We start from the raw sequence: 17,168 nt of genomic DNA on the forward strand, positions 1-17,168 counted from the left end.
GACCTTCCTACTGTTCGTGGGCGAGGCTCAGGGCGGCGTCGACGGTCTGCCGGACGAGCGCCTGCTCCTCCGGTGAGGCCTTCCGGCCGCGCACGTGTTCCAGGAAACCGCAGCAGATGTCGGCGTCGTCCCGTGCCCCGGCGATACGTTCGCTGTAGGTCCGGGTGTCGCTGCCGGAACCTCCCTCGGGAGCGAACGCGAGGACCAGGGTGTCGGGGAACCGCGTCCGCAGGCGCTCCATGGCGCGCGCCGGGCGCTCGGGATCGGTGAGGGTCACGTGGCAGTAGGCGGTCTCCGCCCACTCGAGGTCGGTCCGGCCCAGCAGGTCCTCGAGCCGTCCGTCGAGGACCGCGAGGTCCCGGGGTGCTGGCCATTCGACCGCACGGATGTCGCGCACGCCGTCGGCGTCCACCTCGAGCAGCCAGGCACCCTTCGTCTGGTCGACCTCGGAGAAGGAGTAGGCGAGGGGCGAGCCGGAGTACCGAACGGTCTCGGAGAGCCTCTGCCGGCCGTGCAGGTGGCCGAGCGCGCTGTAGTCGAACCCGTCGAAGAGGGAGAGCGGGACGGCGCCGAGCCCGCCGATGGCGAGATCGCGTTCACTGTCCGTGGGGGCGCCGCCCGCGGCGAACGTGTGGGCCATGACGATCGACACCACACGCCGGTCCTCCCCCCGCCGTGCGAGATCCTCGCGGATACGGTCGAGGGCCGCGCCCGTCACGGCCGTGTGGGTCCCGACGTCCGCCTGCAGCGCGTTCGCGACGACGCGCGGTTCGAGGTAGGGGATGCCGTAGACCGCGAGCTCGGCACCGTCACCGAGCGGCCACGTCACCGGTACAGCCAGGTCTTCGAGGCGGGTGCGGAGGTGCACTCCCCCGCGGGAGAGGAGCCGCCCGCCGAATCCCAGCCGGGTCGCGGAGTCGTGGTTGCCGCTGCTGATGACCACGTGGGCGCCGGCGACGGTCAGGCGGTCCAGCGCCTCGTCGAGGAGCGCGACGACGTCGACGGCGGGCAGGGCGCGGTCGTAGACGTCGCCCGCGACAAGGACGACGTCGACGGCTTCCTCGCGGACGGTCTTCTCGAGGCTGTCGAGGAACATCCGCTGGGCGTCGAGGGTCCCGGTGCCGTGGAAGGAACGGCCCAGGTGCCAGTCGGAAGTGTGCAGGATCCTCATGATTTTCACGCTACCGCCGCACGCCGACATTCTTCGGTTCAGCGCGCGACGGGCCATGGGATGGTGCTAGCGGACCGGGCCGGTCGTCCCGGGGGCGACGTCATCGGACGCCGCCTGCGGGCTGTCGGAGGCCGGCTTGTCGAAGAAGGACGCGGCGTCACCGACCGGGCGGCGGCCGGTTCCGGCAGGGCCGCCGTCGTCCACCGGGGCTTGGTCCGTGTCCGGTCCGGCGGGCACTGCGGCCATCTCGGCGTCGACCGCCGAGCTCTTGCGCCCTGGTGCGAAGCCATCGATGCTGCGGAAGATCAGCCCCGCGATGAGGGCTCCGACGATCGGGGCGGCCCAGAACATCCACAGCTGCTCGAGGGCCCAGGACTCGGCGAAGAGGGCGGATGCGGTGGCGCGGACGGGGTTGATACCGCCGTTGGTCACGGGCAGGAGGAACGAGAGCAGGCCCGCGTAGGTCAGGCCGACGGCGAACGGGGCGAGGTCGCGCCGGGCGCGCCGTGAGCCCGCCCCGAGGAGCACGGCCACGAGGAGTGCGGAGGCGACCACCTCGAGCAGGAAGGCACTGGTCAGCGGGAACTGTGCGGCCGAGTGGTCGTCGAAGCCATTGGAGGCGGAGCTGAAGAATCCGCGGATGTCGGTGAGCTGTGCATTGGCGCTGAGCACGAGCCAGATGAGGCCGGACGCAGCGACGGCACCCACCACCTGGGCCACGACGTACGGAGCGACGGACTTCCAGTCGGTCCGGCCGGCGACGGCCGACCCGATGGTGATCGCGGGGTTGAAATGCCCTCCGGAGACATGCCCGAATGCGATCATCGCGGCGACGACGGCGAAACCGAACACGAGCGTGGGCTGCAGCGCCGTCTCCGTGGCGAGCATCGTCGCACCTAGGCCTGCCAGGATGACGAGGAACGAACCGGCGCCTTCGGCGATGGAGCGGGCCACGAGGCCAGGAGCCCGCATCGCGTCGTCGGACGTGCTCGCGGCGGACGCGGCGTCCGCCGTCGCTCCGGCGGGTGTCGTGGGATAGGTCATGGGAGCGCAGTCCTTCGTTCGTGCCTGTGGGAAACCGTCCGGTGCTGCACCGGACCGCCGACAAGCCTTCCATTCTAGTCTGCATGGCGGCTGGGAGCCGACGCGCAGTCGGGCCGGGCGGGCTCCTAGACTGGACGGGTGACGACCGACAGCACCGCAGACCCCAGCACCGCCACCTCCACCCCGGCACCGGACGGCCCGACCGGCTACGAGGACCGCGTCCTCGGGTGTCTCCTCGGGACGATGGCGGGCGACGCCTACGGCGTGCTCTTCGCAGCAGGTGACGATCCCACAGCCGCCCTCCACGATCCCGTCGCAGCGACCGTCTCGGACGCGACGCAGCTGACGCTGTACACCGTGGACGGCCTGGTCGACGCGCTGGAGTGGGCGAACGACGGCGTCGCCGCGGACGAGACCGCCTGCCTCTGGCTCGCCTACCTCCGCTGGCTCGACCGGCAGGGCGAGCACCTCCCGGCGGGCGCGCCGGCTCCGCCTGCACGGTGGCTGGACCGGCAGGACGACCTCCTCGCGGTGCACGACGCGGACCCGGACACCGTCCGGGCACTTCTCACGGGTGAGATGGGGACGCGGGCGCGGCCGCTCAACCAGCAGGCGCAGGGCGCCGGTGCGCTGATGCGCTCCGCCCCCTTCGGACTCGTTCCCCGCATCCCGGCGAGCATGGTGGAGAGGCTGACGGTCGACGGTGCCGCCCTCACGCACGGCTCCCCCGCCGCGCGGAACACCGCAGCCCTCTTCAGTAACATCATCAGGTCGCTCGCCATCGAGGGCCTCGGTCTCCAGGAGGCGGTCGGGGAGCTCCGCCTGGAGGAACACCGCCTCGCCCCGAACCCGGGTCTCGCCCACGAGGGCGGAGTGGGAGCCGGCGCATCGGGTGGAGTCGGGGACGACTCCCCGGCAGACGGTGGGACGACGGCGGCGGGGACGTTCGAGGCCGCGCTGCAGGCCGCTCTCGAGGGAGCGGCGGCATCGGCATCGCCGAGAGGACAACTCGCGGCGGCTCTCGCCGCCGCGGCCGCGGCCGGCAGGCCCGACGCATCGCCTGTCGTGGCGGCCTCCGTGGCAGGGGCGATCATCGGTGCCCTCCACGGTACGAGCGCGCTTCCTCCGGCCTACCTGGACGCCGCGGGGATGCCCGCAGTCGTCCGGACCATGGCGCATACCCTGCTCGCTGCGACCACCGGCTCCTGACCCTATGGGGAGGTGAGCCGACACCTCCCGCAGCGAGCTCCACGACGCTTCCTTGGAAGTGCCGTGGTCTTCTCGTGCAGACCTGGTCTGCTGGTCCCGCCGGCGGCGACGCGCACTCAGTGGCGTGACGCTGGTGCTGGCGGGTGGTTGGGGGGTGTTGGGGTGGTTAAAGGGGTGAGGCCCCACCGGTGGTGGGGCCTCGTCCTTGTAATGGTTGTCCGGCGGTGTCCTACTCTCCCACACTCTCTCGGGTGCAGTACCATCGGCGCTGTGGGTCTTAGCTTCCGGGTTCGGAATGGGACCGGGCGTTTCCCCCACGCTATGACCGCCGTAACCCTTGCTACCGGCCTGACCGGGCGCCCTCCCCCGTGCTGGGGGTTTGGGTTCGGTGGCGGTAAATCTGTGGGTGTTGGTCGTGTTGTGCTGGTTGGACCTATTCAGTTGTAGGTGGTGCCCCCCGCCTGGTGCGGGGCCCTGGGTCCTTGCCTGCCCTGGTGGGGGCGGGGTGGGGACGGGTCCCGGTGGGGGTGGTTCCTGTTGTTGGTTGGGAACCGCATAGTGGACGCGTAGCATGTCGATCTTTCACCCGCCCCTGCGTCACCGTTCGTGAAGGGGGTTCGGGGTCCTGGTTGCCCGGGATCCCGTGACCACCTTGTCGTGGTGGGGGTGGGTGTGTGGTGTAAGTTATCGGCTTATTAGTACCGGTCAGCTTCACAGGTCTTTAGTCCCTGCTTCCACGTCCGGCCTATCAACCCAGTGGTCTGGCTGGGGGCCTCTCACACTCTTGGTGTATGGAAATCTCATCTTGAAGCAGGCTTCCCGCTTAGATGCTTTCAGCGGTTATCCCATCCGAACGTAGCTAATCAGCGGTGCACTTGGCAGTACAACTGACACACCAGAGGTTCGTCCGTCCCGGTCCTCTCGTACTAAGGACAGCCCTTCTCAAATTTCCTGCGCGCGCAGCGGATAGGGACCGAACTGTCTCACGACGTTCTAAACCCAGCTCGCGTACCGCTTTAATGGGCGAACAGCCCAACCCTTGGGACCTACTCCAGCCCCAGGATGCGACGAGCCGACATCGAGGTGCCAAACCATGCCGTCGATATGGACTCTTGGGCAAGATCAGCCTGTTATCCCCGAGGTACCTTTTATCCGTTGAGCGACGGCCATTCCACAATGTGCCGCCGGATCACTAGTCCCGACTTTCGTCCCTGCTTGAGATGTCTCTCTCACAGTCAAGCTCCCTTGTGCACTTACACTCGCCACCTGATTGCCAACCAGGCTGAGGGAACCTTTGGGCGCCTCCGTTACTTTTTAGGAGGCAACCGCCCCAGTTAAACTACCCATCAGGCACTGTCCCTGACCCGGATTACGGGCCGAAGTTAGATATCCAGAGTGACCAGAGTGGTATTTCAACGATGACTCCACGTGAACTGGCGTCCACGCTTCACAGTCTCCCACCTATCCTACACAAGCCACACCGAACACCAATACCAAACTATAGTGAAGGTCTCGGGGTCTTTCCGTCCTGCTGCGCGTAACGAGCATCTTTACTCGTACTGCAATTTCGCCGAGTTTATGGTTGAGACAGCGGGGAAGTCGTTACTCCATTCGTGCAGGTCGGAACTTACCCGACAAGGAATTTCGCTACCTTAGGATGGTTATAGTTACCACCGCCGTTTACTGGGGCTTAAATTCCCAGCTTCGTCCCACGCAAGCGTGAAACTAACCGGTCCTCTTAACCTTCCAGCACCGGGCAGGAGTCAGTCCGTATACATCGTCTTGCGACTTCGCACGGACCTGTGTTTTTAGTAAACAGTCGCTTCCCCCTGGTCTCTGCGGCCCCGATCCGCTCCGGCGAGCTAGTCGCCTTCACAGTTGGGGCCCCCCTTCTCCCGAAGTTACGGGGGCATTTTGCCGAGTTCCTTAACCATAATTCTCTCGATCGCCTTAGTATTCTCTACCTGATCACCTGTGTCGGTTTGGGGTACGGGCGGCTGGAACCTCGCGCCGATGCTTTTCTCGGCAGCATAGGATCACCGAATCCCCCCTTGACGGGGGTCCCATCAGATCTCAGGCTCGTGACTGAACACGAGGACGCGGATTTGCCTACGCCCTGCCCTACATCCTTAGACCGGGACAACCATCGCCCGGCTCGGCTACCTTCCTGCGTCACACCTGTTAATACGCTTACCTCCCGAGATCAGGTCCCGCGATCCACAAAAAACCACGTCACCACAAGGGTGGGCGGTCATGCTTCTGGCGGTTAGTATCCCTCGATCAGTATTGGCGGTTCTTCGCCGGTACGGGAATATCAACCCGTTGTCCATCGACTACGCCTGTCGGCCTCGCCTTAGGTCCCGACTTACCCAGGGCAGATTAGCTTGACCCTGGAACCCTTGATCATTCGGCGGACGGGTTTCTCACCCGTCTTTCGCTACTCATGCCTGCATTCTCACTCGTGTAGGCTCCACCGCTGGTTTCCACCGCGACTTCACTGCCCACACGACGCTCCCCTACCCATCCACATCCTTGAACCAAGAGAACAAGTCTCCGGCTTGGGATCTATGTGAATGCCACAACTTCGGCGGTGTACTTGAGCCCCGCTACATTGTCGGCGCGGAATCACTTGACCAGTGAGCTATTACGCACTCTTTCAAGGGTGGCTGCTTCTAAGCCAACCTCCTGGTTGTCTGGGCAACTCCACATCCTTTCCCACTTAGCACACGCTTAGGGGCCTTAGTTGGTGGTCTGGGCTGTTTCCCTCTCGACTATGAAGCTTATCCCCCACAGTCTCACTGCTGCGCTCTCACTTACCGGCATTCGGAGTTTGGCTGACGTCAGTAACCTTGTAGGGCCCATTAGCCATCCAGTAGCTCTACCTCCGGTAAGAAACACGCAACGCTGCACCTAAATGCATTTCGGGGAGAACCAGCTATCACGAAGTTTGATTGGCCTTTCACCCCTACCCACAGCTCATCCCCTCCATTTTCAACTGAAGTGGGTTCGGTCCTCCACGACGTCTTACCGTCGCTTCAACCTGGCCATGGGTAGATCACTTCGCTTCGGGTCTAGATCACGCCACTCACTCGCCCTATTCAGACTCGCTTTCGCTACGGCTTCCCCACACGGGTTAACCTCGCGACGTAACACTAACTCGCAGGCTCATTCTTCAAAAGGCACGCCATCACAGCTACAAGGCTGCTCTGACGGTTTGTAGGCACACGGTTTCAGGTACTGTTTCACTCCCCTCCCGGGGTACTTTTCACCTTTCCCTCACGGTACTGGTCCGCTATCGGTCATCAGGGAGTATTTAGGCTTACCAGGTGGTCCTGGCAGATTCGCACGGGATTTCTCGGGCCCCGTGCTACTTGGGATCCTCTCCAAACGGCGTCACGCATTACGGTTACGGGACTAACACCCTCTCCGGCCGGGCTTTCAAACCCGTTCACCTATACGCACGCACTCATTTCACCAGTCCGGCAGAACTGGAACGGAAAGTCCCACAACCCCAGTGATGCAACGCCCGCCGGCTATCACACACCACTGGTTTAGCCTCGTCCGCGTTCGCTCGCCACTACTAACGGAATCACTATTGTTTTCTCTTCCTGTGGGTACTGAGATGTTTCACTTCCCCACGTTCCCTCCACGTACCCTATGTGTTCAGATACGGGTCACCCGGTCACTCGCGCGCCGGGCGGGGTTTCCCCATTCGGACATCCTGGGATCAAAGTTCGGTTATCAACTCCCCCAGGCTTATCGCAGATTCCCACGTCCTTCTTCGGCTCCTGATGCCAAGGCATCCACCGTGTGCCCTTAAAAACTTGACCACAAAAGATCAAAAAACATATCGAGAAAACCAGGCCCGAACATACGTCCGAAACCAGATTTATCTTAGAAATTGCTTCTTTTTAAGATGCTCGCGTCCACTATGCAGTTCTCAACCAACAACCCCGTCACACCCGAACACCCGACCCCACACCCCCCACAAACGAGGGAGAACCAGGGAACAAACCGGGCGCGCAGCATGCGCGGGAAAACCAGAAACAACCAAACCCCACCCCCCGACACGCGGCACCAACCCCACACCAGGAACCCGACACGCACCCGAAGAAGAACCACCCAAGGAATCCACAAAGGACCCCTCACGTCGCCTTCCCCGCACGCACCCGGTACCCGGTCCACGACCGACACCACCCACGAAGAACAGGGCCCTGTTATCTCAGGACCCAACAGTGTGCCAAACGATTACCCGAACAAACCCCGACACGCGCTTTCCAGACACCAGCCGGCCACCATCCCCTTCCAGGGACACCAGCACCACCGGTGCGTACTCACACGCCACCAGGACCCCTCCGGGACCTATCCATTGATATTCCACCCATGAGCACCCACCGCGGAACAAACGCCCGCGCTATGGGCTGACTCCTGCAGGCCACACACCCACCACTGAGGATGGACGACATGAACCTGAGGCGCTCCTTAGAAAGGAGGTGATCCAGCCGCACCTTCCGGTACGGCTACCTTGTTACGACTTAGTCCCAATCGCCGGTCCCACCTTCGACGGCTCCCTCCCACAAGGGGTTAGGCCACCGGCTTCGGGTGTTACCAACTTTCGTGACTTGACGGGCGGTGTGTACAAGGCCCGGGAACGTATTCACCGCAGCGTTGCTGATCTGCGATTACTAGCGACTCCAACTTCATGAGGTCGAGTTGCAGACCTCAATCCGAACTGAGACCGGCTTTTTGGGATTAGCTCCACCTCACAGTATCGCAACCCTTTGTACCGGCCATTGTAGCATGCGTGAAGCCCAAGACATAAGGGGCATGATGATTTGACGTCGTCCCCACCTTCCTCCGAGTTGACCCCGGCAGTCTCCCATGAGTCCCCGGCATAACCCGCTGGCAACATGGAACGAGGGTTGCGCTCGTTGCGGGACTTAACCCAACATCTCACGACACGAGCTGACGACAACCATGCACCACCTGTAAACCGGCCACAAGTGGCTGACACATCTCTGCATCATTCCGGTTCATGTCAAGCCTTGGTAAGGTTCTTCGCGTTGCATCGAATTAATCCGCATGCTCCGCCGCTTGTGCGGGCCCCCGTCAATTCCTTTGAGTTTTAGCCTTGCGGCCGTACTCCCCAGGCGGGGCACTTAATGCGTTAGCTACGGCGCGGAAAACGTGGAATGTCCCCCACACCTAGTGCCCAACGTTTACGGCATGGACTACCAGGGTATCTAATCCTGTTCGCTCCCCATGCTTTCGCTCCTCAGCGTCAGTTACAGCCCAGAGACCTGCCTTCGCCATCGGTGTTCCTCCTGATATCTGCGCATTTCACCGCTACACCAGGAATTCCAGTCTCCCCTACTGCACTCTAGTCTGCCCGTACCCACCGCAGATCCGGAGTTAAGCCCCGGACTTTCACGGCAGACGCGACAAACCGCCTACGAGCTCTTTACGCCCAATAATTCCGGATAACGCTTGCGCCCTACGTATTACCGCGGCTGCTGGCACGTAGTTAGCCGGCGCTTCTTCTGCAGGTACCGTCACCCACCCAAAAGATGGACTTCTTCCCTACTGAAAGAGGTTTACAACCCGAAGGCCTTCATCCCTCACGCGGCGTCGCTGCATCAGGCTTGCGCCCATTGTGCAATATTCCCCACTGCTGCCTCCCGTAGGAGTCTGGGCCGTGTCTCAGTCCCAGTGTGGCCGGTCACCCTCTCAGGCCGGCTACCCGTCGTCGCCTTGGTAGGCCATTACCCCACCAACAAGCTGATAGGCCGCGAGTCCATCCAAAACCACAAAAGCTTTCCACCAACATGGCATGCGCCAGAAGGTCGTATCCAGTATTAGACCCGGTTTCCCAGGCTTATCCCAGAGTCAAGGGCAGGTTACTCACGTGTTACTCACCCGTTCGCCACTAATCCCCCCACAAGTGAGGTTCATCGTTCGACTTGCATGTGTTAAGCACGCCGCCAGCGTTCATCCTGAGCCAGGATCAAACTCTCCGTAAATGCATTACAGACACAACAACACCACCCGGGAAAACGGGTGACACCATTGCACAAAATTCGAAACCAGCCAAAAAAACCAGCCACCACACGGGGTGCGGCAACCAGCAAATTCAACCAATCAAAAAACAATCGGTATCAACAAACTTGGCACACTATTGAGTTCTCAAACAACAGGAGCTACCGGCACCAAACACAACCAAACGGATCTGTTCTCGCTCCGAAGCAACTTTACAAGCCTACCCCACCACCCCCGATCCCGCAAATCCGCTCCCCAGCCGCACCACCAGGCAAAAACCCGGCACCACCACCAACCAACGAACCCACACAACCGACAACAGAACCAAAGCCCATCCCGGCAGCATGCACAGCACACACCAGAACAGCTTCAACTCGAATCAAAGGGGGGATGTGTCACCCTCACCGGGGCAACTCCATAACTATAGAACCACAACCCCACCACCACCAAATCCACCCCCACCCCCACCCCCACCCCCACAACAGCGCGGGAACGACGAGAGCCGGCCCCGTGCCCCCCGACGTCGTGAGGGTGCTCGCCGCAAAGACCACGTCTCCGTCAGTCATGCCGGCGTCCGGCGTCCGGCGTCCGGCGTCCGGCGTCCGGCGTCCGGCGTCCGGCGTCCGGCGGGAAGCATAGGCAGTGGACGAGGCCGCGCTACTGCGTCCAGGCGGATCGGAAGACGCCGGTCACGGGATGCAGTGATCCTTCAGGCGCCCGGCTGGTGAGTACGGAGAAGGTCCGGTCCTGCAGGAACCACCCGGCCCGCGTCGAGCCTGATCGTCTGGTCGGCAGCGGCGAGGACGACATCGTCGTGCGACACGCAGACGACTGTTGCACCTCGGGCGCGCTCGGTGAGCAGGACATCGGCGACGACTGTGCGCGTGGTGGCGTCCAGGCCGGTGGTCGGCTCATCGAGGAGCACGACATCGGCTCGCTGCGCCAGGCCCTGGGCCAGGAGGGCGCGCTGCCGCTGTCCACCCGACAGGGCACTGAGGGGACGGTTCCGATGGCCGCCCAGGCCCACGACTTCGATGCAGTCGTCGATGATTCGGCGGTCGTCGGCACGCAGGCGTCGCATCGGGCCTGCAGCGGACCATCGACCCATGGTGACGACCTCCCGCACGGTGAGAAGCATGCGGTCGGAGATTTCACTGCGCTGCACCACAAGGGCCCTGCGTGCCTGTGCGGGCGATGACATGCTGCCGCTGCGGGGATCGAGCAGGCCGGCGAGGACCGCGAGCAGCGTCGACTTCCCGGATCCGTTGGGGCCCGCGATAGCCGTCACGGCAGCCGGTTGGATCGAGAGTGAGATGCCGCGAAGGGCCTCGACGCCGTCGTGATCGAACCAGACATCGGTGAGCACCAGAGGCTCAATGCAGTCCGGAGCTACCCCAGTAGCCGTGCGGACGGAAGGAGTTCGGAGCGGCAGCATCCCTCGAAAGTACCATATTGAGAATGATGCGCATTTAAGTCTACGGTTGCCCCGTGACCCTGCTCCTGGAACCCCTTGCCACCGACTTCATGCTGCGAGCCCTCATCGGGGGCTCGCTCTGTGCAGCCATCTGCGCCGTGGTCGGGACGTGGGTGGTGATCCGCGGGATGGCGTTCCTCGGCGAGGCGATGGCCCATGGGATGCTTCCCGGCGTGGCAGTGGCGACCCTGGCCGGAGTCCCCGTCGTCCTCGGCGCTGCTGCCAGCGCGATCGTCATGAGTCTCGGCGTGGGTTACCTGGCGCGCCGCGGCCGCCTGTCCCATGACACGAGCATCGGCCTGTTCTTCGTCGGCATGCTCGCCGCCGGCGTCATCATCGTCTCCCACTCGCGCAGCTTCGCGACCGACGCGACGGCGATCCTCTTCGGAGACGTGCTGGCGATCGGTCCCACCGACATCCGGCTGCTCGCCGTCGGCCTACTCCTGACCGTCCTGGTCGCCACGGCCTTCCATCGCGCGTTCGTCGCTCTCGCGTTCGACCGGAGGATCGCCCACGTCATGGGGTTGCGGCCGCGCCTGGCCCAGGTGCTCCTCGTCGGGCTGGTGACACTGGCCGTCGTCGCCTCATACCAGGCCGTCGGGGCACTGCTCGTCATCGGGCTGCTGCTCGCTCCGCCCGTCGCAGCTGCACCCTGGACGGCGCGCATCCCCACCACCATGGTCACCGCAGCGCTGATCGGCATGGTGTCCGTCGTCGTCGGGCTCCTCGCCTCCTGGTACTGCGGCACCGCCGCCGGCGCCTCGATCGCCCTTGCCGCCGTCGGGTGCGCGGCCCTGTCGACTGTCATCCGCAGCCTCACCCGGCGTCGACCCACCTCCACCCACCGCTCCACCGGTCAGGAACCGGCTGAAGCCCTGTCACAGAAAGTCCTCCGTGCGAACGCCTGACACCCTGTTCCTCGCTCTTCCTCTCCTCGCGCTCACCCTTGTCTCCTGCTCGTCCGCGGAATCAGCCGGTGAGCGCATACCGGACCCGCCGGTCCCGTCCACCTCCTCCCCTGCTCCTGTCGGTGACGGCCATGGGACTCTCGAAGGCTCCACGGAGGTCGCCGAGCCTCAGCTGCATCTGATGACCGTGGACACGGAGGGACGGCTTCACCTGCTCGACCTCGCCGACGGGACCACCACCGGCATCGGTGAGGTCGAGGACGTGAGTGACACCGCCACCGACGGTCGCTACCTCTTCACGTCGTCCGCTGCCACCGGTGCCATGACGGTCATCGACAGCGGGATGTGGACGTGGGACCACGAGGACCACTTCCACTACTACCGCGGTGAGCCGACGGTCATCGGGACGATCGCCGGGAGTGGCGAAGCGCTCGTCACGCCGGGCGCCTCGGCCACCGGCATCTACTTCCCCGACAGCGGCCTGGGCACAGTGCTCGACAACGATGCCCTGGCCGAGGGGGAACTGCGTGTCCGTACGGAACTCAGGGCCGAGCCACACCCCGGGATGCTCGTCCCGGTCTCGAACTTCACGCTCCTGACCCACCCCGGGCGGAACGGAACGGCAGCCGCCGTCCAGGCGTACGACACGCACGGTGATCCGGTGGACGGCGCGAGCGCCGACTGCGTCGACGCTCGAGGCACGATCACCACGTCGGTCGGCACCGTCATCGGGTGCGACGACGGCGCCCTGCTGGTGACGACCGACGGCGACGACATCGCTTTCGAGCGGGTTCCCTACCCGGTCGGCGTGGATGCGCCGAAGGCCTCGGAGTTCCGTGCCCGGGAAGGACGGCCGACGGTCGCCGCGGTGGCCGGTGACCGGGGTGCCTGGCTGCTCGACACCCGCGAGCGTTCCTGGCAGTTCATCCCCACCGACGTGCCGCTGCTGCAGGTATCCGCCGTCGACGACACCGAAGGTCACGTCGTCGCCCTCGGCGACGACGGCCGCGTCCTCGTGCTCTCCGCGGAGAGTCCCGGGATCCTTGCCGCGACCGGGCCGCTGCTGACCGGGACCCTGAAGGATCCTGCCCTCCTGGCCGGGGTCGAGCTGATCGCCGACCAGCAGCGGGCCTATCTCAACGCGCCCGCCGAGCAGCAGCTCCATGAGATCGACTTCGCGGACAGCGCCCGCATCGCGCGGTCCTTCAGCACCGAGACCACCCCGGCGTATCTCGCGGAGGTCGGTCGATGAACCGCACACGACGGCATCTGGCACTGGTCCTGGCCGCAGCAGCGATCACCGGCGCTTCGGGATGCGCCGCCGCGGCGTCGGACGAACCCGTCATCGTGGTCACCACCAACATCCTCGGCGACGTCGTCCGGAACGTCGTGGGCGAGGAGGCCGAGGTCCGGGTGCTCATGCAGCCGAATGCCGATCCTCATTCCTTCGAGATCTCCGCCCAGGACGGAGCCCTGATGCGGCAGGCGGACCTGATCGTCACCAACGGGCTCGGGCTCGAGGAGGGATTGCAGCAGCACATCGACAGCGCACGGTCCGAGGATGTCCCCCTTCTCGTCGCCGGTGAACTCATCGAGCCGCTCGCCTACGCAGAGGGGGACTCCGAGGGAGCTCCGGATCCCCACTTCTGGACCGACCCGGCACTCATGGTCGACGTCGTCGACGAGCTGGAGGAACGGGTCCTCGGCATCGACGGCATCGACGCCGACGCGATCGGAGCCTCCACGGCGGGCTACCGGTCGGAGCTCACGGAGCTCGACGCCGCCATGACGGAAGCCTTCGCGGCCATCCCCACCGATCGGCGGGCCCTGGTCACCAATCACCATGTTTTCGGCTATCTCGCCGAGCGATACGACTTCCGCATCATCGGCGCCGTGATCCCGGGCGGAACCACCCTCGCGTCCCCGAGTGCCTCGGACCTTCGCGACCTCGTCGCGGCCATCGAAGAGGCGGGAGTGACAGCCATCTTCGCGGAATCCTCCCAGCCCGATCGGCTCGTTCAGGTCCTGGCCGCCGGCGCGGATGTCGACGTCGACGTCGTCGAACTCTTCACCGAATCGCTCACGAACCCCGGCGAGGGTGCAGACACGTACCTCGCCATGATGCGCACCAACACGGAGCGCATCTCCGCAGGGCTCTCGCCCTGAGATCCCGGAAGAACAAAAGGAAGATCATGACAATACATCTGCTCACGAAACGACGAAGGCACCTGGCCCTCGCGGCGACCGTCGCCTCGTCCACCCTGCTCCTGACGGCCTGCGGCTCCTCCTCGGGACCGGCAGCTGATGCTTCAGCCGCTCCGGAGACGACCCCGGCCGCATCCGCCGCACCCCGCGTGGCCCTGACCTACGACGGCGGCATCGTCGTCCTCGACGGCACCACGCTGGAACTCGAGGGCGATCTCCCCCTCGAGGGCTTCACCCGCCTGAATCCCGCAGGCGACGGACGCCACGCCCTCGTCACCGTTCCCGAGGGCTTCCGGGTCCTCGACCTGGGAACCTGGACGGATTCCGCCGGGTCGCAGCAGTCAGAGCCGAAGCTCACCGATCTGGTGTTCAGAGCCGATACGGCCGGCCACGTGGTCCAGCACGGGGACAGGACGGTCCTCTATGCGGACGGCACCAGCGACACCACCATCTTCACCACCGACGACCTCCTCGACGTCACGGACAGCCTCCCCGACACCGAGACCATCCCGGGCGGCGAGCCGCACCACGGCGTCTCCGTCGTCCTCGAGGACGGCACGTTCCTCACCACCGTCGGCACCTCGGAAAGCCGCTCCGGCATCAAGGTCCTCGACGCCGAAGGGAACGAGATCGCCCGCAGCGACGAGTGCCCCTCCGTCCACGGTGAGGGGACCACGAAGGACGAAGTCGTCGTGTTCGGCTGCAGCAACGGCGTCCTCGCCTACGACTCGGGCGACATCACGAAGATCACCGCCCCCGACGAGTACGGGCGCATGGGCAACGCCTACCTCAGCGACGCCAGCCCCATCGTGGTCGGTGACTACAACTCGGACCCGGACTCGGAGGGCTACCTGCTGGGCGAGCTCGCCCTGATCGATACCGCGGCGAAGACCATGAAGGTCGTGGACCTGCCCGAGGGCATCGAGTACACGTTCCGGGACGTCGCGCGGGGACCCGCCGGCGAGGTGCTCATCATCGCCTCCGACGGAGTCCTGCACACCCTCGATCCCGCGACCGGCGAGATCACCGACTCCACTCCGGTCCTCGACGCCTGGGAAGGCCCTGTCGAGTGGCAGGATCCGCACCCCGCCCTCGAGGTCGTCGGGCACACCGCCTACATCACCGATCCGGTCTCGAGGAAGCTGCACGCCGTCGACATCACCACCGGAGGAATCACCTCGTCGGAGGAGCTACCCGGCGCGCCCAACGAGATCGCCGTGGTCGAGGGCTGACGCCGTCCCGTCCGGGTGGAGCCGGTCTGATGCCCGCAGCCCGTGGGGCAGGGCATCAGGCCGGGCCCGGGCACATCGACCGGTCGGCCCACCCCGCCGGCTATCCCGCTGGGGTCAGAACGGGCTACACCCGCTACTGCTGACGGCTACCGACGGCTACTGGCTGTCCTTCGGCCAGCGTCCGCCGGTCATCTGCAGGAATTCGGCCTCCGACAGGACCTCGATGGCCTGGCCGCGCTCGTGCAGCTCGAGCACGCGCCGGGCCTTGCCGGTCACGCGCCCGTTGCGCAGGTCCGAGGCGACGAAGCCGTCACCGACCACGAGGACGGTGGTCCTCCGCGTCACGGAACTGGCCGGCTGCGCCCCGAGTCGTGCCGCGCGTTCCTTGGCCTGCGGACGCGGGATGCCGAGATTGCCGGTGAAGACGACGGTCTGCCCGTAGAGCGGGTGCCGCGGATCGGCCTGGGCGTTGGCGTTCGGGTTCTCACCCTCCTCGGGCCAACCGGACCAGCCGGCGGGCGACGTCCCGCGCTCGAGCGCGGTCCTGGTGGCCTTCGACAGCTCGTCGACGCCTGGCGCGTAGGGCTCGGCCCGGGACAGCGGGAGGTTGTGGTGGCCGAGCACGTCCTCGACGGTGGGCGCCCCGTACCGGCGGGCGATGTCGATCATGATGCCGGCGCAGGCGCGGGCGTCCTCCACGGCGTCATGATGGTTGACCAGCGGCACACCGGCCGCCTCCGCGACGAAGGGCAGGGAGTAGGAGGGCAGCGAATAGCTCCTGCGTGAGAGCACGACGGTGCAGGCGTAGTCCCAGGCGGGCCCGGCGAGAGCCGACACTTCGAGCGCGGAGCGGATGACCCCGAGATCGAAGGCGGCGTTGTGCGCCACCAGCACATCGGAGCCGATGAAGCCGCCGATCTCGGGGAACAGGTCACCGAACCGGGGTGCGTCGGCGACCATGTCCGAGGTGATGCCGTGGATCGCGATGTTCCGTGAGTCGAAGGAGTCGTGGCCGACGGGCGGTCGCATGAGCCAGGACGCTTCCTCGACGATCCGGCCGTCCCTGACCTTGGTCAGGCCGACCGCGCAGGGGGATCCACGGAAGCCATTCGCCGTCTCGAAGTCGATGGCCGTGAATGCTATTCCCACGAACCAATTCTACCGCCGCCGGTTACCCGTTCACGCAACGTTCATCGCTGTCCCGACGCATCGGGAGGCATTCGGCCCTACCCTGAACCATGGCCCACATCGACAGCCCCCGCAGGTGGTACCTCTTCGACTACGGAAATGTGATCTCCACCGCGCCCACCCCACAGGACTGGGATCTGCTCGCGGAAGCGACCGGCACGCACGGTCTGCAGGACGCGGGATCCGCCTACTGGCAGCACCGCTATGCCTACGACGCCGGGACACTCACCTCCGAGGAGTACTGGTCGCTGGTCTGCGGCGAGCGCGTGGAGCACGTGAGGTCCGCCTGGCTCGACGTCCTCGACGGCAACCAGTGGTCGCACCCCAATCTGGAGATCCTCGATGTGCTGGAGGACCTGGACGCACGGGGCGAACAGCTGGCACTGCTCTCGAACATGCCGGCGGCCATGGTGTCGCAGCTCTCCCACGCTCCGTGGACCCGGCTCTTCAAGCATCTCTTCTTCAGTTCGACGCTCCGGCTCGTCAAGCCGAGCCCCGCGGTCTACGAGCAGGTCCTGGCCGAGCTCGGGGTCGACGGGCCACAGGTGATCTTCATCGACGACGCGCCCGCGAACGTCGCGGCCGCCCGTGCCCTCGGGATCGACGCTCGGCTGTTCGATCCGTCCACGGACGTGTCGCGTGTGCTGACGCAGCCCGGTCAGGCGCCGGTCGCGGGAGCGCACGGCTAGACACCTGTCGCG

At 65.1% G+C, this 17,168-nt stretch carries 10 protein-coding genes and 3 rRNA genes; 6 read left to right on the forward strand and 7 right to left on the reverse strand.

Annotated features, from left to right (window positions below):
* Positions 1-7: 7 nt before the first annotated feature.
* Complete coding sequence (locus QFZ50_RS09310) at positions 8-1,171, reverse strand: exonuclease SbcCD subunit D (RefSeq protein WP_307083588.1); 1,164 nt, start codon at positions 1,169-1,171, stop codon at positions 8-10.
* A 66-nt stretch (positions 1,172-1,237) separates the two neighbouring features.
* A complete protein-coding gene (locus QFZ50_RS09315; RefSeq protein WP_307083590.1) occupies positions 1,238-2,215 on the reverse strand; it encodes an aquaporin in 978 nt (325 codons plus the stop codon).
* A 138-nt stretch (positions 2,216-2,353) separates the two neighbouring features.
* Between QFZ50_RS09315 and QFZ50_RS09320 the strand changes: the two genes are divergently transcribed.
* Positions 2,354-3,424: an ADP-ribosylglycohydrolase family protein gene (locus QFZ50_RS09320; RefSeq protein ID WP_307083592.1), complete on the forward strand. Its 1,071-nt coding sequence runs from the start codon at positions 2,354-2,356 to the stop codon at positions 3,422-3,424.
* A gap of 216 nt (positions 3,425-3,640) precedes the next feature.
* Here QFZ50_RS09320 and rrf read toward each other — a convergent pair.
* From rrf to aztA, 4 genes are all read right to left on the reverse strand, one after another.
* Positions 3,641-3,757, reverse strand: a 5S ribosomal RNA gene (gene rrf / locus QFZ50_RS09325).
* Between the two features lie 341 nt (positions 3,758-4,098).
* Positions 4,099-7,254 (reverse strand): 23S ribosomal RNA (locus QFZ50_RS09330).
* 656 nt (positions 7,255-7,910) lie between these two features.
* Positions 7,911-9,444 (reverse strand): 16S ribosomal RNA (locus QFZ50_RS09335).
* The 16S, 23S and 5S rRNA genes sit together here, the layout of an rRNA operon.
* Before the next feature lie 725 nt (positions 9,445-10,169).
* A complete protein-coding gene (aztA, locus tag QFZ50_RS09340) occupies positions 10,170-10,826 on the reverse strand; it encodes a zinc ABC transporter ATP-binding protein AztA (protein ID WP_307083594.1) in 657 nt (218 codons plus the stop codon).
* A gap of 122 nt (positions 10,827-10,948) precedes the next feature.
* Between aztA and aztB the strand changes: the two genes are divergently transcribed.
* From aztB to aztD, 4 genes are all read left to right on the forward strand, one after another.
* Positions 10,949-11,842 (forward strand): zinc ABC transporter permease AztB, encoded by an 894-nt coding sequence (gene aztB / locus QFZ50_RS09345; protein WP_307083596.1) that lies wholly within the window; start codon positions 10,949-10,951, stop codon positions 11,840-11,842.
* Positions 11,843-12,023: 181 nt separating this feature from the next.
* Entirely contained in the window at positions 12,024-13,094 is a 1,071-nt protein-coding gene (locus QFZ50_RS09350) for an ABC transporter (protein ID WP_307083598.1), read from the forward strand.
* Positions 13,091-14,008, forward strand: coding sequence for a zinc ABC transporter substrate-binding protein AztC (gene aztC / locus QFZ50_RS09355; RefSeq protein ID WP_307083600.1), 918 nt, complete (start codon positions 13,091-13,093; stop codon positions 14,006-14,008). The genes QFZ50_RS09350 and aztC overlap by 4 nt, the downstream gene beginning before the upstream one ends.
* Positions 14,009-14,034: 26 nt before the next feature.
* On the forward strand, positions 14,035-15,279 hold the full coding sequence (aztD, locus tag QFZ50_RS09360; RefSeq protein ID WP_307083602.1) for a zinc metallochaperone AztD: 1,245 nt from the start codon (positions 14,035-14,037) through the stop codon (positions 15,277-15,279).
* A gap of 156 nt (positions 15,280-15,435) precedes the next feature.
* On the opposite strand, the gene QFZ50_RS09365 is transcribed toward aztD, so the two are convergent.
* A complete protein-coding gene (locus QFZ50_RS09365; protein WP_307083603.1) occupies positions 15,436-16,428 on the reverse strand; it encodes an exonuclease domain-containing protein in 993 nt (330 codons plus the stop codon).
* An 89-nt stretch (positions 16,429-16,517) separates the two neighbouring features.
* Here QFZ50_RS09365 and QFZ50_RS09370 point away from each other — a divergent pair, with 89 nt between their 5' ends.
* A complete protein-coding gene (locus QFZ50_RS09370) occupies positions 16,518-17,156 on the forward strand; it encodes an HAD-IA family hydrolase (RefSeq protein ID WP_307083605.1) in 639 nt (212 codons plus the stop codon).
* The last annotated feature ends 12 nt before the right edge of the window (positions 17,157-17,168 follow it).

Source organism: Arthrobacter agilis, from assembly GCF_030816075.1.
Taxonomy (GTDB): domain Bacteria; phylum Actinomycetota; class Actinomycetes; order Actinomycetales; family Micrococcaceae; genus Arthrobacter_D; species Arthrobacter_D agilis_E.

Coding starts and splice junctions, on each gene's coding strand:
- QFZ50_RS09370 (WP_307083605.1), top strand. CDS start 16,518: ATGGCCCACATCGACAGCCCCCGCAGGTGGTACCTCTTCGACTACGGA.
- QFZ50_RS09310 (WP_307083588.1), bottom strand. CDS start 1,171: ATGAGGATCCTGCACACTTCCGACTGGCACCTGGGCCGTTCCTTCCAC.
- QFZ50_RS09315 (WP_307083590.1), bottom strand. CDS start 2,215: ATGACCTATCCCACGACACCCGCCGGAGCGACGGCGGACGCCGCGTCC.
- aztC (WP_307083600.1), top strand. CDS start 13,091: ATGAACCGCACACGACGGCATCTGGCACTGGTCCTGGCCGCAGCAGCG.
- aztD (WP_307083602.1), top strand. CDS start 14,035: ATGACAATACATCTGCTCACGAAACGACGAAGGCACCTGGCCCTCGCG.
- QFZ50_RS09350 (WP_307083598.1), top strand. CDS start 12,024: ATGACCGTGGACACGGAGGGACGGCTTCACCTGCTCGACCTCGCCGAC.